The organism is Bradyrhizobium sp. BR 10289 (assembly GCF_019455385.1).
Lineage (GTDB): Bacteria > Pseudomonadota > Alphaproteobacteria > Rhizobiales > Xanthobacteraceae > Bradyrhizobium.
Map to the genome: position 1 here is coordinate 130,630 of NZ_JACOFR010000020.1, position 19,270 is coordinate 149,899.

The following is a 19,270-nucleotide window of genomic DNA, read 5'->3' on the forward strand; positions in this document are numbered from 1 at the left end:
TCTCAAACCGGCGACTGCCCCATCACTCTCACGTCTCGGGTGGATAGAGGTGAACGTCGCCGCAATAGTCGACGATACGATAGCGCGTTTCGGTGTCCGCTTCACGCGCGTCCGCTGCGGTATTTTGCATCGCCAACACATAATTCGGTCCCACCGGCGACTTGCCGGCGCCGCCGGGAATATCGATGACATAATCCGGCTGGCATAACCCTGACACCCGTCCGCGCAACTGCCGCATTAAATCCTGGCCCTGCGCCAGCGTCGTTCGCAAATGCACGGTGCCCGGCGCAAGATCGCCGTGATGCAGATAGTACGGCTTGATCCGGCATTCGACGAAAGCTCGCATCAAATCCGACAAAGCCGCGATGTTGTCATTGACGCCGCGCAAAAGCACGGACTGGCTCACCAGGGGAATTCCGGCATCAACCAGCCGCGCGCAAGCGGCACGCGCCAGACCGGTCAGCTCGCGCGCATGGTTGGCATGCACGGCGACCCAGGTGGTCGCGCCTTCGGCCTTCAGCGCCGCGACCATCTCGCCGCTGACGCGCGCGGGATCGGCCACCGGCACACGGGTGTGAAGGCGGATGATCTTGACGTGATCGATGCCGGCAAGGTCGGCCATGATCTCGCTCATCCGGCGCGGCGACAGCATCAAGGGATCGCCGCCGGTCAGGATCACCTCCCAGATCTCGCGATGCGCGCGGATGTAGTCGATCGCCGCGCGATAAGCGTCCTCCGAGAGCGCGTTCTCCTTGCCGGGCCCGACCATCTCGCGGCGGAAGCAGAAGCGGCAATAGACCGCGCAGACGTGAACGAGCTTGAACAGCACGCGATCGGGATAGCGGTGCACAATGCCGGTGACAGGCGAATGCGGGTGATCGCCGATCGGATCGGCGTTCTCGCCCGGCTGCATCTCGAGCTCGGATTCCGTCGGGACGAATTGCCGCGCGATGGGATCGTCGGGATCGGAGCTGTCGATAAGCTCGACCAGCGCCGGCGTGATCGCGACTGCATAGCGCGCGGCGACGCGCTCAAGCGCAGGCAGCGCCGCGGCCGGAACGAGATCCGCGGCGACGAGGTCGGCCGGCTCACGCAAGGTGCGTGCAAGATTGGTCTTCGTCATCTCTCGCTTAACGTTTCTTCTGCAGGCGGCGTCCACACCACCTGATCAATTCGCGCAGCCCCGCTCGCCAGCATCACCAGCCGGTCGAAGCCGAGCGCGACACCGCTCGCCTCCGGCATGGCGGCGACCGCGGTCAGAAAGTCCTCGTCCAGCGGATAGGCCTCGCCGTAGCGGCGTTGCTTCTCCACCATCGATTCCGTGAAGCGCTTGCGCTGCTCCTCGGCGTCGGTCAGCTCGCCGAAGCCGTTGGCGAGCTCGACGCCGCAGGCATAGACCTCGAACCGCTCCGCGACCCTGGGATCATCAGCCTTCACCCGCGCCAGCGCCGCCTCGGGAGATGGGTATTCGAACAGGATGGTCAAACGTCCCTGCCCCAGATGCGGCTCGACATGCTCGACCAGGACCTTGCTGAAGATATCCGACCAGGTGTCGTCCTCGGCCACGCGAACCTTGCCCGTAGCCGCCTGGGCGAGCGCCGCACGGTTACCCTCGTTCCCCACGATTGTCGACAGCAGGTCTATCCCTGCGAAACGCTCGAAGGCGCCCGCGACCGTCAGCAACTCCGGCTCGGCGAAGGGATCGGCCGTCCGGCCCCTGAACGAAAAGGTCCCGATCCCGGTCGCCTGCGCCGCGCGGGCGATAATCACGACGGTGTCGGCCATGATGGCGTCGTAGGGGGCCCCCGCCCGATACCATTCCAGCATGGTGAATTCCGGCAGGTGCAGGTCGCCCCGCTCGCGGTCGCGGAACACACGGGCGAACTCGAAGATTCGCTCCTCGCCTGCCGCCAGCAGCTTCTTGCAGGCGAATTCCGGGGAGGTCCGCAAGTATCGGATGGCCCGGCCGCCATCGGGGCGCATGATCTCGGTCCGGGGGGCGTGCAGATGGGTCTCGTTGCCCGGGGAGACCTGAAGGACCGAGGTTTCGACCTCCACAAAGCCTTGTTCTGCGAAAAAGCCCCGTAAAGCTCCTGATATCGCGCCCCTGGCCTGAAGGAACGGCCGCCGGTCGAGGTGCCGCGAGGGCGACCAGAACGGCGAGATCGGCTTGTCCCCAGCCATTAACCGACGGCCCCACAGACCAGCAAAATGCTGGCATTCAACGGCAAAATGCGTATGTTGCGGCCCGAAACGGGCGCCGAGGTCTGATTTGAGGCCCCAAGTCCCCCATCAATTTGACCACGTCCTGGCCTGAGCCGGGCCAAGCAAGCAGGAAATACAGCTTTGAGAGTCATCGCCAGTTCTATTCGCAAGGGCAACGTGATCGAGCAAGACGGCAAGCTTTATGTCGTCGTCAGCGCCGAGAACATCCATCCCGGCAAGGGCACCCCGGTCAGCCAGATCGAAATGCGCCGAATCTCGGACGGGGTAAAGATCTCCGAGCGCTACAAGACCACCGACCAGGTCGAAAAGGCCACCATCGAAGAGCGCAATTACACGTTCCTCTATGAAGATGGCGACGGCTTCCACTTCATGAACCCTGAGACCTACGACCAGGTCCAGGTCTCCAAGGACGTCGTCGGCGACGCCGCCGCCTATCTCCAGCCGGACATGACCGTCAAGCTGTCGTTGCACGACGTCAACGTGGTCTCGCTCGCTCTGCCGCAGCGCGTGACGCTGGAAGTGGTCGAGACCGAGCCGGTGACGAAGGGCCAGACCGCATCGTCCTCCTACAAACCCGCGGTGCTCTCCAACGGCGTGCGCACCACCGTGCCGCCGCACATCTCGGTCGGCACCCGGATCGTGGTGATGACCGAAGACGGCTCGTACTCCGAGCGCGCCAAGGACTAAAGCGAGGGATCAGAACGGGTGCCGCCGGGGGGGCGAGACAGTGGTTGGGAAAGGTTTCCGCTTCGTCTCGCTGCTTCTGGCGTCGCTATCGCTCCTCACTGCCACGCCGCTCGCTGCAGACGAGATCCGCAGCCCTTCGCTCACGGCCCTGCGCGTCGATTGGCGCGCAGCGCTCGACCAGCTCCGCAGCGAGATCAACAGCCGCCCGCAAATTGCGGCCGACTTCATCTTCGCACCGCGCCGCTCGGTGCCCCGCTACGATCCGCGCGCAACGCCGGCGCTGGTGCAGCTCAACGCGGTCTCCTCGCAATTCTTCAGCGGTATTGCCCGCAGCTCCGTGCCGGTGCTGCTGCCGTTCGACGCCGGCGCCTATCTCGAGGCCCAGCGCAGCGGCGCGCCGGCGAGCCTGTCGCTGGCGCGCTATCAAGCCGATTTCAATCCCGTCGACATGTTCGATGCCGGCCCCGCCGGCTACAGCGCAACGTTCTCGTTCGAGCCTGGCGCCGGCGACGGCATGCCGAGTCGCGTCTATGCAAGGCCGGTCGAGGTGCAGATCACCGGCTCTGCGCTGATCTATGACGTCGCAGATCCGGCCGGCGGCAAGGGCGAGCCGGTCAAGCCGCTCGCCACACTTTATCCGGACCTGCGAAAATTCATCCGCGAAGGCTATGTCCGCTACGCCTTCACCCGTTTCGGCGTCGCCTATGTCGTCTCCGTCCAGTGCCTGGACAGCGTCGCAAAGCCGCGGCGGCTGGCCTGCAAGGAGGCCTATCCGGTTGCCGAGCGCTTCTTGAAGGCGCTGCACATCGCCGGCGGCCAGCGCATGCGGCCGGTGACGGACATCGCCTCCGAAATCATCGACCGTCCCGCGGCGCGCTCGGCCGATTTCAGCTACCGGCCGAGCGGAGACATCATCCCGAACACCGGCTACCGCAACAAGAGTGGCCATCCCGATGTGATGGCCTATGCGCAAATCCGCTTTCCGCTGGAGAAGGCGCCCGCTTTCGTGCGCTCGCAATCCTATGGCAAGCGCGACAAGAACGACGGCCCGACCGCCTATCCCTGGCGCGACAATTTTTGCGAGTCCCGCAGCTTCGAAGTCTGGCAATGCGCCGGCGGTTACGGTCATCAGGGCGAGGATATCCGCGCTGCCGACTGCCCGTCATCAGGCGAAGGCCGGGAGCCCTGCGATCCCAAGCAGCGTGCGGTCGTCGCGGTGCGCGACGCCGTCGTGATCCGCGCCGCCAAGGACCAGGCCGCTACGCTCGAGATCAACAGCCGGACCGAGCACATCCGCTTCCGCTACATGCACATGAACCCGCAAGCGATGAACGCCGATGGCCTCGTCAATGGCCGCCTCGTCAGCGAAGGCGAGAAGATCGGCCTGGTCTCGAACTATCTCGACCATCCCGCCGGGACCTCGATGCACCTGCATTTCGACGTCCAGGTGTTCACCCGCGACGGCTGGATCTGGGTCAGCCCGTACGCCACATTGGTCTCGGCCTATGAACGGCTGATCCGCGCTCGCGGCCGCGAGGTCGGGCCGGAAATCGCCGGTGCCGCCCAGCCTGTGGCCCATGCGCTGCCCGAGGATGTGATCAAGCCGGACCTGCGCGAGGGATCGAGCAGCGAGGAGAATTAAGGCTGCTCGCGCGCGCGCCTCGATGACAATCCGATGACGGGCGTTGTGAGACGTGAGGCCTGAGCGGATCGGCATCCGCCCCCGCCCCGAGCCGATCGGCCGTCTCTGGCCCTAGAATTGCTTTGCTTCCCTTTGGGTTCACTGAAGGAAGGGAAGCATATGCGTTGTCTCACTACGGCGGTCGTCCTGGCCGCCGCATTCGCCGTACCGGTTCATGCGCAGGAATTGACCGGCACGCTGAAGAAGATCAAGGACACAGGCGCGATCACGCTCGGGGTGCGCGACGCTGCGCCGCCTTTCAGCTACATCGACGATCACCAGAAGACCGTGGGCTACGCCATCGACATCTGCAAGAAGATCGTCGACGAGATCAAGGCGGAGCTCAAGCTGCCCAAGCTCGATATCAACGAGACCGTCGTGACCTCGTCCAACCGCATCCCGTTGATGGCGAACGGCACCGTCGATCTCGAATGCGGCTCGACCACCAACAATGCCGAACGCCAGAAGCAGGTCTGGTTCACCAACACGCATTTCCTCACGGCCAGCCGTTTCGTGTCGAAGAAGGCCCAGAAGCTCGATCAGATCGATGACCTCAAGGGCAAGGCGGTCGTCTCCGTCTCGGGCTCGACCAATCTGGTCCAGCTTAACAAGGTCAACGCCGCCCGATCGCTCGGCATCACCGTGATGAACGCCAAGGACACGCCCGAGGCGTTCCTGATGGTCGAGACCGACCGCGCAGCCGCCTTCGTCATGGACGACATCCAGCTTGCCGCCATGATCGCGTCCGCGAAGGATCCCTCGCTCTACGCCATCAGCACCGGCGCGTTCTCCGATCCCGAGCCCTACGGCATCATGCTGCGCAAGGACGACGTGCCGTTCAAGGCCGTGGTCGATCGCGCCACGGAAAAGCTCTACAAGAGTCCGGAGATCGAGAAGATCTACAACAAATGGTTCATGGAGCCGGTACCGCCGCGCGGCCTGAACTTCCACGTGCCGATGCCGGTGTCGATGAAGAAATCGTTCGAACATCCGTCGGACAATCCCGATCCGGCGTCGTACGGCGGATGATCGCGATTTGAGGCGTAGCCCGGATGAGCAAAGCGACATCTGGGACTCGTAACGGGACGTTCCCGGGTGTGGCTTCCCGCACCCGGGCTTACTGATCAATCCAGATACGTCGTCAGCTGTGCGCCCTCGTCCGCCACGAACACCGCGATCAATTCCGCCGGCTCGGTGGCGCTGGCATTGGCCGACACCAGATGCGTCGCCCCCGGCGGCTCGAAGAAGGACTGGCCGACGCCGAATGTCTCGACCGGGCCGCCGCCAAGCTGGGAGCGGATCTCGCCCTTGGTGATGTAGGCCGTCACCGAGCCCGCGTGCCGATGCGGCCGCGAAAAGCCGCCGGGACCATAGAACACGCGCACGATGGTGACGCGCTTGCCCGGCACGTTCGGCAGCGCGTAGGAGCCGATCGGCTCGACCTTGTCGAGCGGCGAACTCTCGGCAGCCGTGGCGCAGAGCGGCCCCAGTGCGCCTGATATGCTGTCCATTGTCACCGGCAACGCCTTGCCGATCGCGACTGCGCAGGCGAGCCCGCCGACCATGGCGAGCGCCATTGCGCGCGGCGGCAGCGGGTGCCGTGCGCTGCCCAAGCTGATTGCTGTCATGACAACCTCCCCTTGTTGCGATCAGGATGTGGCGGCATTCGCGGCCACCGGCCGCTTCGCCGGCGTCCAGCGAAAGGCGGCGCCAAACCGGTTCCAGACGTTGATCGAGGCCACCGCGGACGTCAGGTACATCAACTCGGTCTCGGAGAATTCGTGCTGCACCTCGGCATAGACCTCGTCGCCAAAGCCGTCGGGCAGCAAGGTCAGCGCCTCGGCCCAGGCCAGCGCGGCCCGCTCCCGCGCGGAAAAGATCGGCGCCTCGCGCCAGACCGCGACCAGATGCAGCTTGTCGGTCGGCACACCGAGACGTTCCGAGAGCAGGACGTGGTGCTGGACGCAGAAGGCGCAGCCATTGATCTGCGAGGCCCGCAGCTTGACGAGCTCGAGCAGCTGCTTGTCCAGGCCCGCCTTGGCCGCCACCTGGCCCAGCGCCAGCACCAGGTCATACGCGTCGGGCGCGATCCTCTTGAAGTCCTCGTATTCGCTGCGGGCGTGTGACATTGCCGTTCACCTCATGTTATTATAAGAGTACTTATACTGTATAAGAGCTCTTATATGTCACGCAAGCCCGCCGCCATCACAAGATCGAAAACTGCGCGCAAGGCGCCCGTTCCCGCCGACGAGTCCATCCGCGTGCCCGCGGCCGGCGAAGGCAAGCGCGGCGAGCACGGCTATCTTGGCTATCTCCTGCGCCAGGCCCATGCCGCGGTCCGCCTGACCATGGAACGGACGCTGGCCGATCTCGGCGTGACCTCGCCGCAATTCGCCGTGCTGACGATGCTCAACGCCTATCCGGGCCTCTCAGGCGCCGACGTCGCCCGCCTCACCTTCCTGACTCCGCAGACGGTCGGCGTGATCATTCGCAATCTCGAGCGCGACGGCGCGATTCTGATGACGCCCCATCCCGTCCATGGCCGCATCCAGCAATGGACGCTGACGCCGCGGGGATCGACGCTGCTGAAGGCATGCCGGGACCGTGTGATCGCGCTGGAGAAGCGCCTTGCCAATGGGCTCGATGCCAAGGCGGAGGCGAGCATTCGCCGCTGGCTTGCCAACCTTGCAACCGAGTTGCAGGACGACCGAGCCTAGTCGCAGCCGCCGTCACACTCGCCGGCATCCGAGAAGTCGCTGTAAAATGGGTAGATTGAAAGCGGGAATATCCTGCCAGCCGCAGGGCTGCCTTATCGGCCTTTTAATGCTTTCGTAACCTCGCCGTCAGGCCAGCTCTGCCCTGCGGCGATCACCCGGACGCGGCTCTGGTCGGTGCCATTCACCAGCACATGCGAACTCACCCGGTCGCCGCTCGGCTCCAGGTGCAAATCGGTTTCAGTCTTCCAGCTCAGCGTGGTCGCGAGGTCACCGGCAAAGATCTGCCATTGCGATCCGTCGTCGAGTTCGACGACATGGCTTTCCGCATGCGCGCGTATCTTCATTCCACCCCGAATTCTGATGAACAACAGCGGGCACCGGCACTGCGGCCGGGGCCCTGCTTTGTCAGTCGTTGTCGTGATGAATCACGGTCTTGCTGCGATTGCCGAATTCATCTTCCTTCTTGATCACCGTGGTGCGGTCAGCAGGCTCGCGCTCCTTGATGACAGTCGTGCGATCACGATCGCGGTCGCGCTCGCGATATTCGGGGGACTGACCAACCGTCACGCCCGCGCCGACCGGGCCGACGTGAACGCCAACTTCGTCGGCAAATGCAGGGGCCGAGATGGCGGTGACCATGGCGGCAGCAAACAGATATTTCCTCATCTTCTCCTCCTTATTGTCGTGCGGAAGGAATGCGGGACTGCGACAGTTTGTTCCGGAGGGAACAGACAGTTCCGAACGTTGCCGGAACCGGCTCACAGAGACCGGGTTTCCCGCTAGAATGGCCTCATGAGACATGCTGATTCCTCGTTCCCTTACACCCGCCGCACCGTGCTGAAATTCGCGCTTGGCGCGGCAGCCCTGATCGCATCGCCAGCGCAAGTCCTCGCGGCCCCAGCTGGGTTCGACGAATGGCGCGAGAGCTTTCGCGCACGCGCAATGGCCAAGGGCATTTCGGCCGCGACGTGGCAGCGCGCGATGGCGCGGGTCGAGCCCGACATGAGCGTGTTCAAGCAGTTGCGCAACCAGCCCGAATTTCACGAGCAGGTCTGGCAATACATCAACCGCCGCGTCTCCGACTGGCGCATCATCAACGGCAAGATCGCGCTGAAGAACAACGAGGCGCTGCTGGCGCGGATCGAGCGCGATTTCGGCGTCGAGCGCGGCACGCTGCTGGCGCTGTGGGGCGTCGAATCCGCCTATGGCGATCCGCTGGTGCAGCAGAACCACATGACGCCGGTGTTTCCCTCGCTCGCCGCGCTCGCCTGGAACGAGCCGCGCCGAAAGGCCTATTGGGAGGCCGAGCTGCTCAACGCGCTGCGCATCGTCGACAAGGGCTGGAGCACGCCGGAGGAGATGCGCGGCTCATGGGCCGGCGCAATGGGGCATTCGCAATGGATGCCGGAGGTCTGGCTCAATGTCGGCATCGACTATGACGGGGACGGAAAAGTGTCACCGTTCGGCAAGCCCGATGACGCGCTGGGCTCGACCGCAAAATATCTCGTCAACCGCGGCAAGTGGCATCGCGGCGAACACTGGGGCTATGAGGTGCGCGCGCCAAGTGAGATGAGCGGCAGCCGCACCTATGCGGCGTGGGCGTCCGCCGGTGTCACCCGCGCCGACGGCCAGCCATTTCCGCAGCCGAACGCTTCCGCGCAAATGTGGACGCCGGTTGCGGGAGGACCGACCTTCCTGCTGGGGCCGAATTTCTATTCGGTGAAGAGCTACAACCCTTCGATGAACTATGCGCTGGCGATCTGCCATCTCGGCGACCGCTGCTTGGGCGCGCCGCCCTTCATCCAGCCCTTCCCCGGCTCCGAGCGCGCGCTGACGCTCGCCGAGGTGCAGGAAATGCAGACGCGGCTGACCAAGGCCGGTTTCGACACCGGCGGCACCGACGGCCGCGTCGGCAACGACACCATGAAGGCGATCAAGGACTTCCAGCAGCGCGCCGGGATCACGCCGGCGGACGGCTATGGCGGACTGAAGGTATTGGCGAAGCTGCGGCAGGGATCGTAGAGGCCTCAGTGCCGGTACTGCGGCTCTTCCGCATCGAGCTGGCGCCGGACTGCCGCAAGATGCAGCCGCGCAGATTCGGAATCGCCGTCGCGCATCTGCCTGTAGGTCTCGGCGGCGATTGCGGGATCGACCGGCAGCACCTTGCGGCCCGTCGACATCGCCAGCACCTGCACCTCGGCGGCGCGCTCGAGATAATAGAGATCGTCCCAGGCTTCCGCGATGGTCGGCGCCAGCACCATCACGCCGTGATGCTTCATGAAAACGATGTCGGCATCGCCCACTGCGGATGCGATGCGCGCGCCCTCGCGGTTGTCGAGCGCAAGGCCGTTATAGTCGCGGTCCACCGCCGTGCGGCCATAAAACTTCAGCGCGGTCTGGCCGGCCCAGATCAGCGGATCGCCCTCGGTCATCGACAGCGCGGTGGCATAGGGCATGTGGGTGTGGAACGCGACTTTCGCGCGCGGCAGCAGCCGGTGCATCTCGGCGTGAATGTAGAAGGCAGTCGCCTCGGGCACGCCTTCGCCGTCGAGCACATTGCCGTGGAAGTCGCAGATCAGCAGCTTTGACGCGGTCAGCTCGCGGAAGGCGTAGCCGTAGGGATTGACCAGGAAGAGGTCGTCATGGCCTGGCACGACAGCCGAGAAGTGATTGCAGATACCCTCTTCGAAACCGTTGCGCGCGGCCATGCGGAAGCAGGCGGCGAGATCCTCGCGCGCCGTGCGGATGGCATCGGTAGCGAGATCGGGCCGGTTCGAGCGGAATGGCGCGGGCGAGGAAGAGGAGTGAAGGCTATGCGCCATGGCGAAGGACACCTTTTTCGGTCGGGAGCTGCCCGCCTTGTACAGGGGCTGCGCCTGCGCGTCAGCCCCTGCGACCGCCACCCTGCCCTGCGCCGGCTAGGCTCGCCGCGGTACGCCGCCCGCGTTCATGCCGCCGTCGATCACGAGCTCGCTGCCGGTGACGTAACGCGAGGCATCGGAGGCCAGATACAGCACGCCGGAGGCGATCTCCGCGGCCTGGCCGGCGCGGGCGAGCGGCACGACGAGCCGGGCGCGCTCCTCGGGATCGATCGGGGCATTACCCTGATTGCCGGTCGCGCCAGTCGGGATCTTGCCCCAGATCGGGGTATCGATGATGCCGGGATGCACGGAGTTGACCCGGATACCATCCCCCGCCGCGGCGCACTCCATCGCGATCGACTTGGCGAACAGCCGCACGCCGCCCTTGGTCAGGGAATAGGCCGACAGGCCCGGCGAGCCGCGCAGGCCCGCGAGCGAGGACATCATCACGATCGAGCCGCCGCCGTTCTTGCGCATCAAGGGCAGGCAATGCTTGACCGAGAGAAATACGCCGTCGAGATTGATCGCATTCTGCTTGCGCCAGTCACCGAGCGTCATGTCGACGATCGAGGGCACGGCAATGCCGATGCCGGCATTGGAGACCATGATATCGAGCCGGCCATAGCGCCGTGCGACCTCGGCGACGATCTCGATCCAGCGTTCTTCGCTGGTGACGTCCTGCGCCAGGAAGATCGCCTTGCCGCCGGCTTTCGTGATGCGCTTTTCGAGCTCGGTGCCACGCAGATCGTCGATGTCGGTGATGACGACGGTGGCGCCCTCGCGCGCGAACAGCTCGACGATGGCCTCGCCAATGCCCGACGCACCGCCCGTGACCAGCGCGACCTTGCCCTCAACCTGCCCTGCCATGTTCACTCCCTTTTTTGTTGTTTGAGTGGTCTGTTCGTGTCGCATGACCTCCGCGCAAACGCGTACCGCGTTTGACCGCGTCGGATCTTGCGTTATCTGATCACGGACGGCCCCTGGTCCGGGAGCGCAACGTCGATGACGCGGAATTGCACCCGCTCGGCACCCTGGTAGCGATCGACCGACAAGGATCCTGCAACATGCAATTGCTGGCCGCGGTTGGCCGCCAACGCATTGCCGAGTTTCTGTCCCACCGAGCGGAATGCGATGCCATTGACTATCGCGCCGTCGCCCGACTTGAAGCGCAATCTCAGATGGGCCTGGCCGACCTCATCGGCATACACGAGCTGATGCGCCGGCAGTGCCAGCACCGGCTCCGGATTGCCGCTGCCGAACGGACCCGCACGATTGAGCGTGGCTGCAAGCTCCGTCGTCACCGCGCGGGCGGAGACCGCGCCGTCGATGTAGAGCTCGTTGACGTGGCGCGCCTCGGCGACGTCCTGTCCTAAAGCACTTTCGAGATAGGCGCGGAATTCGGCGAGTTTTTCCTTCCGCAGCGTCACGCCGGCGGCCATCGCGTGGCCGCCGCCCTTGAGCAATATCCCGTCGGCAACTGCCTGCCGCACCACCTTGCCGAGATCGACGCCGGCAATCGAGCGGCCGGAGCCGGTGCCGATCCCGCCGGGCTCGAGCGCAATCGCAAAGGCGGGCCGCGAAAATTTTTCCTTCAGGCGAGACGCGACGAGGCCGACGACGCCTGGGTGCCAGCCTTCCGACGCAGTGACGATGACGCCCAGCTTGTCCTCGAGCCCGATCGAGGCGAGCGCCTCGGCTTCGGCCTGTGCTTCCGCGGCCTGCTCGATGACGCGACGTTCGCTGTTGAGACGGTCGAGCTCGGCGGCGATCCGCGCCGCCTCGACACTGTCGCCCTCCAGCAGCAGCCGCACGCCGAGATCCGCCCGGCCGATGCGGCCGCCGGCATTGATGCGCGGGCCCAGCATGAAGCCGAGATGCCAGGCCTCCGGCGGGCCGTTGAGGCGCGCCACGTCCATCAGCGCGGTATGGCCGACATGGTCGCGCCGCCGCATCGCAATCAACCCTTTTGCGACGAAGGCGCGGTTGAGGCCGACCAGCGGCGCGACGTCCGCCACCGTGCCGAGCGCGACGTGATGCAGCATGCCGAGCAGATCGGGCTCGGGCATTTCGCTGTTCCAGAATCCGCGCTGGCGCAGCTCGCGGTTGACCGCCACCAGCGTCACCAGCACGAGGCCAACGGCGGCGAGATGGCCGAGGCCCGAGAGATCATCGAGCCGGTTGGGATTGACCAGCGCGTCGACCTCCGGCAACTCGGTGCCGGCCTGGTGGTGATCGATCACGACCACTGACATGCCGAGGCGCTTGGCTTCCGCCAGCGGCTCGATGCTGGTGGTGCCGCAATCGACGGTGACGAGCAGCGTGGCACCCTTGGCCGCCAGGGCGCGCACCGCCTCGACATTGGGGCCGTAGCCCTCAAAAATGCGGTCGGGAATGTGGATCAGCGGATCGAGCCCGCAATGGCGCAGGTGCCAGGCCAGCAGTGCCGCCGAGGTCGCACCATCGACGTCGTAGTCGCCGAAGATCGCGACCTTCTCGCCTTTCGCCGCCGCGTCGGCGATCCGCTTGGCGGCCGCCTCCATCTCCGTCACCGTGAACGGGTCTGGCATGAGCTTGCGGATGGTCGGATCGAGGAAGTCGGCGACCGCATCACTATCGACCCCGCGGCCCGCCAGCACCCGCGCCAGCAGCTCCGGCAATTGGTGCTGCTGCACGATGGCCAACGCCTTGGCCGCCCCGCGCGCGTCCAGCCGGTCGCGCCAGAGCTTGTCGGTGAGCGAGCGCGCCACGCCCAGGAACGCCTGGGGCGCTTCGATGGGGAGTGCGGATGCGGGAGGAGCCATGTTGCATTCAGTCCGTACGACGAGGGTAGCACATGGGGCAATCGCCCGATGCCGCGGCTGGGCGGTTTTGCACAGCGCAGCCATGTCCCTTTTTCGCGTTCCGTAGAGCGCCAAGCCAGATCCGCCCTGCTCTGCACAGCATCTCCTGAAAAACCTCTCATTTTGGCCGTCTGGAAAGAGCTGTTGTCACCCGACAACGTCGCTCCTCATCTGCAGAGGCAATCGTGCAGGCCGACATGTCGAACGCTGGCGTCGCAAGGGACACCGTCTCGCGGTTCGCCGCACCGTTCTGGGCCGTGCTCGGCCTCAACATCATCGCGCGCGGCCAGGCCCTGTTCGCGCCGATGTACTCCATCGACAGCTATGACGTTGCCCGCAAGTCATTCAGCGGCGAGATCGCGTACTCGCTCAGCGACGGGCGCTTCGTTCGCGCCGCGCTGTGGTGGCTGCAGGCGCAGATGGGATTCCAGCCGATCGAATCCATGTCGGCATCGATGTGCCTGTCGATCCCGCTTTTCATCATTGCCGGGTTTATCTTCGCGGCCGCGATCATCGATGACATCAAGCCGCAGGAGGCATTCGCGTTTGCGGCGCTGTTCACACTGCATCCTTTCGCCACCGAATATTTCTACTATGGTGAGGTCACCTTCGCGACGGTGCTGGCGGTGTTCTTCGCGGCAGTGGCCGTATGGAGTGCCTATCGGGCGCCGCCCTCATGTTTCTGGCGTTCTGTCGCTATCGGCGCCGTCGCTCTTGCGCTCGGGAACTATCAGGTTGTGATCGGCCACATCGCGGCAGGCGGCCTGCTTGTCCTGGTGGCCGATCTCTGCGTTTGCGGTCGTGCCTCGAAGTCCAAATTTTCCGTTTTGCTCAGCCGTTTCCTGCGCCGCACTTCCCTCCTGCTGGCTGGCTTCGCCGTTTACCTGCTGTGCCTGATCACGACCAGATATCTGTTTCCTGCGATTGCGTCAGGGAGAGCCTTTCGGGCCGGCTCGCCAGACGTTTTCCAAAAACTTCACGCCCTCGGCGCTGCGATGCAGTTTTCGTTTCTGCCACCACAGGGCCTCATCCCGACGACGTTGTCGGTTCTGGCCATTCTCGCGCTCGGGCTCAGCATCGTCCTGCTGCTGCGAGCGACATTGCAACGGCGGGGCAATGTGGCGGCGCTGATCGCGGCGCTGGCCGTCGCGGTTGCAATGGCATGCTCCGCGATGGCTCCGCTTATCGGCGATACCGCCTGGCTGGCGCCGCGGCTGCTGTCGCCGGTCGCGCTATGCATCGCGGCGATCGGCGTGATCGGCTTTCGATCTGCGTTCGCCAGGCTGAACCTATGTCTGGGGGCCGCTTTCGGCGTCATCATCACGGGTTACCTTGGTGCCGACGCCTCGATCCTGTTCGATCAGCGGCGCATGAATTTGTGGGACCATCAGGAGGCAAGCCGCATCATCGCGCGGCTTGAGGCCGATCCCGCCTTTGGCGAGGTGACATCGCTGGCCGTCGTCGGCCGCCGCAAGGCGCATCCCCTCCCGCTTGGGACATCGTCCCTCGACATGAACACATCCGGCCTGGGTTCCCCCTGGTCCAAGCTGGGCTTGTTCGAGCAGGCAACCGGCTACCGGTTCGCCTCGCCGACCGACGCGCAATGGCAGGCCGCGGTCGAATATTGCGGACATCAGACGGTCTGGCCGCGCCCAGGATCGGTCGGCGTTGTCCACGAGCTTGCCGTCGTCTGCCTGCCACAACGCTGATCTGACGAGGTGGCAGGCGGTTTGGCACGGGACGGCCGGCCGGCAGGCCACACTGACTATCATTTAGGCATTCCGCGGAGCAGCAAATTAAGCAGGCGTTAGGTGGAATCCTAGAAAAAGACTCGTATTCGATCTGACGTGATTGTTCCGGGTTCATTGCAGATCTGGCCTCATTGCCAAGGGAAGCCCCGATGTCTGCTGCGCTGGGTCTCAAAGCCAAGCCGATCGCCACCGAACTCGCCGAAGATGATTCCGACATCTCCGCGCTGATCAATCGCCTGACCGCGGAGGTCAACCAGATCGCGGTCGACAAGACCAAGGCGATCCAGCAGATCACGAACCAGATGAAGATGCTGGCGCTGAACGCGCTGATCGAGAGCTCGCGGGCCGGCGCGCAAGGCGCGGGCTTTGCGGTGGTGGCGCAGGAGGTGCGCGGCGTCGGCCAGCAGGTCGAGACCATCGCGCGCGAGCTCGAGACACAGCTGACCAAGCGCACCGGCGACCTCGTCTCCTCGATCGACCGCATGAGCCAGCGCTCGCGCGGCGAGCGCATGGTCGACCTGTCGCTCAACGCGGTCGAGCTGATCGACCGCAACCTCTATGAGCGCACCTGCGACGTGCGTTGGTGGGCAACCGATTCCGCCGTGGTCGATTGCGCGGCCTCGCCTGCGCCCGCGGCCGTCACCTACGCCTCGCAGCGCCTCGGCGTCATCCTCGGCGCCTACACTGTCTATCTCGACCTCTGGCTCTGCGATCTCGACGGCAACGTCATCGCCAACGGACGCGCCGATCGTTTTCGCGTGGTCGGCCAGAACGTCGCCCACACAAAGTGGTTTCGCGAGGCGAAGACTTTGCGCTCCGGTGACGACTATGTCGCCGGCGACGTCGAGAACCAGCCCCTGCTCGGCAATGCGCAGGTCGCAACCTATTGCGCCAGCGTCCGCGCCGGCGGCCAGGCCAACGGCGCCCCGATCGGCGTGCTCGCCATCCATTTCGACTGGGAGCCGCAGGCCCGCGCCATCGTCCAGGGCGTCCGCGTCGGCGACATCGACAAGGCGCGCGTGCTGCTGGTCGACTCGAATTTTCGCGTCATCGCCGCCTCCGACGGACAGGGCATTCTGAGCGAGCGCATCTCGCTCTCCCTCAACGGCCAGCGCTCGGGCTTCTATCAGGACCGCTCCGGCACCATGGTCGCCTTCCATGCGACGCCGGGCTACGAGACCTATCGCGGGCTCGGCTGGTATGGGGTGATCGTCTGCGCGGCGTGAGGCTCCGGACATAAACTTCGAAAACAACCCCATGCACAGTAGCAGGGGTTGTTGACGCGAGATCCCGGCCGCCTGCCGCAAGCACTTGATGTATCGGCGAAATCGGCGGCAATGGCGCCAAGCCCCGCCGGCACGGCATCGATGCTCTTTTCGCCGGATGAGCGTGGCGACGATAAGGTCGACCCAGCAAGGTCTGGGGATGACCCGACCTTCTCTTGAGCATTTTCCGGCAATGCAGGCCGGTTCCAGGTAAGAGCCTGCCTCCTTGCTCCTGTAAACCCCCGGCTGACATTGGACGAGCACGGGCCCCATCCGCTTCGGTGATCCCGCGCTCACAACATGCCGAGGAGACAGGCCATGAAGATCGTTGTGATCGGCGGCACCGGATTGATCGGATCGAAGCTCGTGGCGAAGCTCGAGCAGAGGGGCCACGAGGCCGTCGCCGCCTCGCCGAAATCGGGCGTCGATGCCGTGACCGGCGACGGTCTCGCAGCGGTGCTTGCAGGCGCCGATGTCGTCGTCGACGTCGCCAATGCGCCGTCCTGGGAGCCGGCCGCCGTGCTCGACTTCTTCCAGCGCTCGAGCAAGAACCTGGTCACGGCAGAGGCCGCTGCCGGCGTGAAACATCACGTGGCGCTGTCGATCGTCGGCACCGAACGGTCGCCCGACAACGCCTATTTCCGCGCCAAGCTGGCCCAGGAGACTATCATCAAGTCTTCGCCGGTCCCCTACTCGATCGTGCGCGCCACCCAGTTCTTCGAATTCCTCGGCGCCATTGCCGAAACGGGCGTGACCGGCGGAAAGATCGTCGTTCCTTCCGCCCTGTTTCAGCCGATTGCGGCCGAGGACGTGGCCGATCGCCTCGTGGAGGTCGCGACCGGCAAGCCGCTCAACGGCACCATCGATATCGCAGGGCCGGAGAAAGCCCCCTTCAACGAATTCATCGCACGCCGCCTCAAAGCGTCGGGCGACGTCCGGCCCGTGATCGGAGATGCGAAGGCGCCCTATTACGGCGCCCCCATCGACGATACATCGCTGAATCCGTTGGGCGAGGCGCGGCTCGGGAAGATCCCGCTCGCAACCTGGCTCGCAGGCCTCTGAGAGGCGCCGCCTTCGTGGTCGATGCAGCCGATAAGGATCTGGTGGCGCCGATCGCGAAGTCACGCCGAATGAGCCTGCTACCGTACCGAAGCGTTGGCATCGGCCCGAGTGTCCACGAAGGCGACAGCCGTGCCCTTCGCGACGCTGCCGGCAACACGCTCCGCATCCCAATTGGTGAGGCGTACGCAGCCGTGCGACTCTGCCTTCGAGATCTTTCCCGGCGACGGCGTGCCGTGAATGCCGTAGCTCTCGGCGGACAGATTGATCCAGACGGTGCCGACTGGATTGTTCGGACCGGGCTTGATCGTGAAGGGTCTTCGGGAATGAACGCCCTTGAAGTGATAGGCAGGATTGTAGCGATAGAACGGATTGCGATTGATCTCGGTGATCTTCAGCGTACCTGACGGCGACGGCTTCTCTGAACTGCCGACGGTTGCCGGGTAAAATCCGATCAGCGCGTTCGACTTGTCGAACAGCTTGACGGTCTGCCTGGCTTTATCGACCTCGACCCTGTCGGCCTTGGCGGGCGCCCCCTCGCCGCCGCTGATGGTGTCCACGACGACGATGGTCTCGCCGGCGCGATCGAAATGGCGCCCGGGGTTGAGCGCTGCCAGCAATTGTTCGCTGACGTGAAACTTCTCGGCCAGGGCCTCGCGCGGGCTGGTGAAGCCCGGACTTGGAATGTCCTTCATGTCCTCCAGTTTCGCCGGCAGCTTGGTCAGGAACGGACCTGACACGTCCTGCGCCGTGATGGTGTAGGTCGTCATCACCGGCCGCTCATCCGCCCGGAGCGCCTTCCAGATCTCATCCGTGATGGTGTCCGAGCCCGGCAATTGCCGGGCTTCCGCATAGGCCCGCAGCGCCTTCTTCGCGTTCTCGCCAAACCTGCCGTCGATCTCGCCGGGCGAGAAGTGAGCCCTGTCGAGCAGAACCTGGAGCCGAACTCCCGCCGGCGTCGGCTTCTCGTTCGACAACGACTTCTTCGAGGGTTCGGCGCCGTTGATGGCAGCCGGGTCCATCTCGGCCGCGGCCACAGGGGTGAGCGCCACGGCGAGGACCAGAGCGATGCATAGCGATCCGATTCCGCCAACGGATCGGGCGTTATTCACCGTCCATCGTCGCGCGCCGCATTTGCTCATGTGCCAGCTCCGAAGTGGAGACAATCATGGCAATGGCAACGCCACTCGAAGACGGAAGTTTCCTATTCTTCCCGCAAACGATCAGGCCTAGGCCTAGCGGTTGGACATGACGCGGCCAGCCACGGGCCAGGAGCAGACCCGCACCAGCATCCCGGCCGGTGGTCCATCCATGTCATAGCTTCGGCAGGACCACGCCAAGCAAGATGAGAAAGACTAGCCATAGAAGGATAGCGACGCTTTCGCGCTTTTATCGAAGCCGTATCGTCGAGACTTGCATTGGAATGTCTGGTGACAGCGTTTCGAGCAGCTTCGCCCCACGCCCGAACTCAGGCGACTGGACATGGAACGAAAACCAGAAGAAGCCGATCTTCCCTGCCCGCTCGCCTACACGCCGATACAGGCTGTGTATCCTCCAATATACGAGAATTGGATATAGACCGACGGCAATTGCACTCGCGACAAAGACATACTCGTCCAGAAGCATCAGCATGTTTTTAGTCTAAAGCAACAGCAGCTACGCGACAGACCCTCCCAGATGTCGCCTTTGGGTGACAAGCAGACCAGTCGACGGATGGTGTCGAGGGTCGGCTTAGGGCCAGAAGCAGACGTCTCGCGGGCTGCTATATCGCCAGTCTTTCAAGAACTGTGTGGACCGCGAATGCTACGATCGGAAGTACCAGGATCGTCATCAGCAGCCGTTGCTGCACAAATTGCTTCTGCTGATCATCCCTAGGAAAGACCTCCCAAGTCATCCGCTCCCACAGAGCCTTTCGAGGTGACGGTCTGATACCCCTCATCCAAAGAGCGCCATGAACAATTGCCACGGTCAAAGTTAGCGTCAGTATCAAGAAGAAAGCGCTCTTCGGCATACAGCAATCCTCTTCGATGCTCCAATAGGATGGCGTGGCCAACCCGTTTTGCGATACGCTATGTAGGTCGTCAATGCCCCCCTCGCCCGGTCGTTGAGTGGAATCGCTCGAAAGTCAGCTTCGGGTCAATGAGCGAAGAACTCAGATTGAGCAATTCTGGTCCGCTCTGGCT

At 64.3% G+C, this 19,270-nt stretch carries 18 protein-coding genes; 8 read left to right on the top strand and 10 right to left on the bottom strand.

The features are described 5' to 3' along the window. Positions 1–28: 28 nt before the first annotated feature. Together HYH08_RS27760 and epmA are read right to left on the bottom strand one after the other, a co-directional pair. Positions 29–1,123, bottom strand: a complete 1,095-nt coding sequence (locus HYH08_RS27760; protein ID WP_220013004.1) for a lysine-2,3-aminomutase-like protein — start codon at positions 1,121–1,123, stop codon at positions 29–31. Continuing rightward, positions 1,120–2,184: an EF-P lysine aminoacylase EpmA gene (gene epmA, locus HYH08_RS27765; protein ID WP_220013005.1), complete on the bottom strand. Its 1,065-nt coding sequence runs from the start codon at positions 2,182–2,184 to the stop codon at positions 1,120–1,122. The genes HYH08_RS27760 and epmA overlap by 4 nt, the downstream gene beginning before the upstream one ends. 162 nt (positions 2,185–2,346) lie before the next feature. On the opposite strand from epmA, the gene efp reads away from it, so the two are divergent. The 3 genes from efp to HYH08_RS27780 all read left to right on the top strand — a co-directional run bounded on the left by efp (position 2,347) and on the right by HYH08_RS27780 (position 5,623). After that, positions 2,347–2,913, top strand: a complete 567-nt coding sequence (gene efp / locus HYH08_RS27770; protein ID WP_092301496.1) for an elongation factor P — start codon at positions 2,347–2,349, stop codon at positions 2,911–2,913. Positions 2,914–2,953: 40 nt separating this feature from the next. Further along, entirely contained in the window at positions 2,954–4,555 is a 1,602-nt protein-coding gene (locus HYH08_RS27775; RefSeq protein WP_220013006.1) for a DUF4397 domain-containing protein, read from the top strand. Positions 4,556–4,714: 159 nt separating this feature from the next. Then, the gene (locus HYH08_RS27780; RefSeq protein WP_220013007.1) at positions 4,715–5,623 is read left to right on the top strand and encodes an amino acid ABC transporter substrate-binding protein; all 909 of its coding nucleotides are present in this window, start codon (positions 4,715–4,717) and stop codon (positions 5,621–5,623) included. Positions 5,624–5,718: 95 nt separating this feature from the next. Here the strand turns inward: HYH08_RS27780 and HYH08_RS27785 are convergent, their stop codons facing one another. Next, positions 5,719–6,222, bottom strand: coding sequence for a cupin domain-containing protein (locus HYH08_RS27785; RefSeq protein WP_220013008.1), 504 nt, complete (start codon positions 6,220–6,222; stop codon positions 5,719–5,721). 21 nt (positions 6,223–6,243) lie between these two features. Beyond that, a complete protein-coding gene (locus HYH08_RS27790) occupies positions 6,244–6,723 on the bottom strand; it encodes a carboxymuconolactone decarboxylase family protein (protein WP_220013009.1) in 480 nt (159 codons plus the stop codon). Between the two features lie 54 nt (positions 6,724–6,777). Between HYH08_RS27790 and HYH08_RS27795 the strand changes: the two genes are divergently transcribed. Then, the gene (locus tag HYH08_RS27795) at positions 6,778–7,311 is read left to right on the top strand and encodes a MarR family winged helix-turn-helix transcriptional regulator (RefSeq protein WP_220013010.1); all 534 of its coding nucleotides are present in this window, start codon (positions 6,778–6,780) and stop codon (positions 7,309–7,311) included. Positions 7,312–7,403: 92 nt separating this feature from the next. Here the strand turns inward: HYH08_RS27795 and HYH08_RS27800 are convergent, their stop codons facing one another. Beyond that, positions 7,404–7,655, bottom strand: coding sequence for a hypothetical protein (locus tag HYH08_RS27800; protein WP_220013011.1), 252 nt, complete (start codon positions 7,653–7,655; stop codon positions 7,404–7,406). Positions 7,656–7,716: 61 nt separating this feature from the next. Further along, positions 7,717–7,977 (bottom strand): hypothetical protein, encoded by a 261-nt coding sequence (locus tag HYH08_RS27805; RefSeq protein WP_220013029.1) that lies wholly within the window; start codon positions 7,975–7,977, stop codon positions 7,717–7,719. Between the two features lie 126 nt (positions 7,978–8,103). Between HYH08_RS27805 and HYH08_RS27810 the strand changes: the two genes are divergently transcribed. Further along, positions 8,104–9,333: a lytic murein transglycosylase gene (locus HYH08_RS27810; protein ID WP_220013012.1), complete on the top strand. Its 1,230-nt coding sequence runs from the start codon at positions 8,104–8,106 to the stop codon at positions 9,331–9,333. 5 nt (positions 9,334–9,338) lie between these two features. On the opposite strand, the gene HYH08_RS27815 is transcribed toward HYH08_RS27810, so the two are convergent. The 3 genes from HYH08_RS27815 to recJ all read right to left on the bottom strand — a co-directional run bounded on the left by HYH08_RS27815 (position 9,339) and on the right by recJ (position 12,973). After that, complete coding sequence (locus HYH08_RS27815; protein ID WP_220013013.1) at positions 9,339–10,133, bottom strand: aldolase; 795 nt, start codon at positions 10,131–10,133, stop codon at positions 9,339–9,341. A 96-nt stretch (positions 10,134–10,229) separates the two neighbouring features. Beyond that, the gene (locus HYH08_RS27820) at positions 10,230–11,039 is read right to left on the bottom strand and encodes an SDR family NAD(P)-dependent oxidoreductase (protein ID WP_220013014.1); all 810 of its coding nucleotides are present in this window, start codon (positions 11,037–11,039) and stop codon (positions 10,230–10,232) included. Positions 11,040–11,131: 92 nt separating this feature from the next. Further along, positions 11,132–12,973: a single-stranded-DNA-specific exonuclease RecJ gene (gene recJ / locus HYH08_RS27825; protein ID WP_220013015.1), complete on the bottom strand. Its 1,842-nt coding sequence runs from the start codon at positions 12,971–12,973 to the stop codon at positions 11,132–11,134. A gap of 224 nt (positions 12,974–13,197) precedes the next feature. Between recJ and HYH08_RS27830 the strand changes: the two genes are divergently transcribed. From HYH08_RS27830 to HYH08_RS27840, 3 genes are all read left to right on the top strand, one after another. Continuing rightward, positions 13,198–14,721 (top strand): glucosyltransferase domain-containing protein, encoded by a 1,524-nt coding sequence (locus HYH08_RS27830; RefSeq protein WP_220013016.1) that lies wholly within the window; start codon positions 13,198–13,200, stop codon positions 14,719–14,721. Between the two features lie 191 nt (positions 14,722–14,912). Next, a complete protein-coding gene (locus HYH08_RS27835) occupies positions 14,913–15,989 on the top strand; it encodes a methyl-accepting chemotaxis protein (protein WP_220013017.1) in 1,077 nt (358 codons plus the stop codon). Between the two features lie 357 nt (positions 15,990–16,346). Further along, the gene (locus tag HYH08_RS27840) at positions 16,347–17,090 is read left to right on the top strand and encodes an SDR family oxidoreductase (RefSeq protein WP_220013018.1); all 744 of its coding nucleotides are present in this window, start codon (positions 16,347–16,349) and stop codon (positions 17,088–17,090) included. 77 nt (positions 17,091–17,167) lie between these two features. On the opposite strand, the gene HYH08_RS27845 is transcribed toward HYH08_RS27840, so the two are convergent. Then, positions 17,168–18,109 carry a L,D-transpeptidase family protein gene (locus tag HYH08_RS27845; RefSeq protein ID WP_502788925.1) on the bottom strand — a complete coding sequence of 314 codons (942 nt, stop codon included), beginning with the start codon at positions 18,107–18,109 and terminating at the stop codon, positions 17,168–17,170. Positions 18,110–19,270: the final 1,161 nt, after the last annotated feature.

Coding starts and splice junctions, on each gene's coding strand:
- recJ (WP_220013015.1), bottom strand. CDS start 12,973: ATGGCTCCTCCCGCATCCGCACTCCCCATCGAAGCGCCCCAGGCGTTC.
- HYH08_RS27845 (WP_502788925.1), bottom strand. CDS start 18,109: ATGGACCCGGCTGCCATCAACGGCGCCGAACCCTCGAAGAAGTCGTTG.
- HYH08_RS27840 (WP_220013018.1), top strand. CDS start 16,347: ATGAAGATCGTTGTGATCGGCGGCACCGGATTGATCGGATCGAAGCTC.
- HYH08_RS27790 (WP_220013009.1), bottom strand. CDS start 6,723: ATGTCACACGCCCGCAGCGAATACGAGGACTTCAAGAGGATCGCGCCC.
- HYH08_RS27835 (WP_220013017.1), top strand. CDS start 14,913: ATGTCTGCTGCGCTGGGTCTCAAAGCCAAGCCGATCGCCACCGAACTC.
- HYH08_RS27810 (WP_220013012.1), top strand. CDS start 8,104: ATGAGACATGCTGATTCCTCGTTCCCTTACACCCGCCGCACCGTGCTG.
- HYH08_RS27780 (WP_220013007.1), top strand. CDS start 4,715: ATGCGTTGTCTCACTACGGCGGTCGTCCTGGCCGCCGCATTCGCCGTA.
- epmA (WP_220013005.1), bottom strand. CDS start 2,184: ATGGCTGGGGACAAGCCGATCTCGCCGTTCTGGTCGCCCTCGCGGCAC.
- HYH08_RS27760 (WP_220013004.1), bottom strand. CDS start 1,123: ATGACGAAGACCAATCTTGCACGCACCTTGCGTGAGCCGGCCGACCTC.
- HYH08_RS27805 (WP_220013029.1), bottom strand. CDS start 7,977: ATGAGGAAATATCTGTTTGCTGCCGCCATGGTCACCGCCATCTCGGCC.
- HYH08_RS27815 (WP_220013013.1), bottom strand. CDS start 10,133: ATGGCGCATAGCCTTCACTCCTCTTCCTCGCCCGCGCCATTCCGCTCG.
- HYH08_RS27820 (WP_220013014.1), bottom strand. CDS start 11,039: ATGGCAGGGCAGGTTGAGGGCAAGGTCGCGCTGGTCACGGGCGGTGCG.
- HYH08_RS27795 (WP_220013010.1), top strand. CDS start 6,778: ATGTCACGCAAGCCCGCCGCCATCACAAGATCGAAAACTGCGCGCAAG.
- HYH08_RS27785 (WP_220013008.1), bottom strand. CDS start 6,222: ATGACAGCAATCAGCTTGGGCAGCGCACGGCACCCGCTGCCGCCGCGC.
- HYH08_RS27800 (WP_220013011.1), bottom strand. CDS start 7,655: ATGAAGATACGCGCGCATGCGGAAAGCCATGTCGTCGAACTCGACGAC.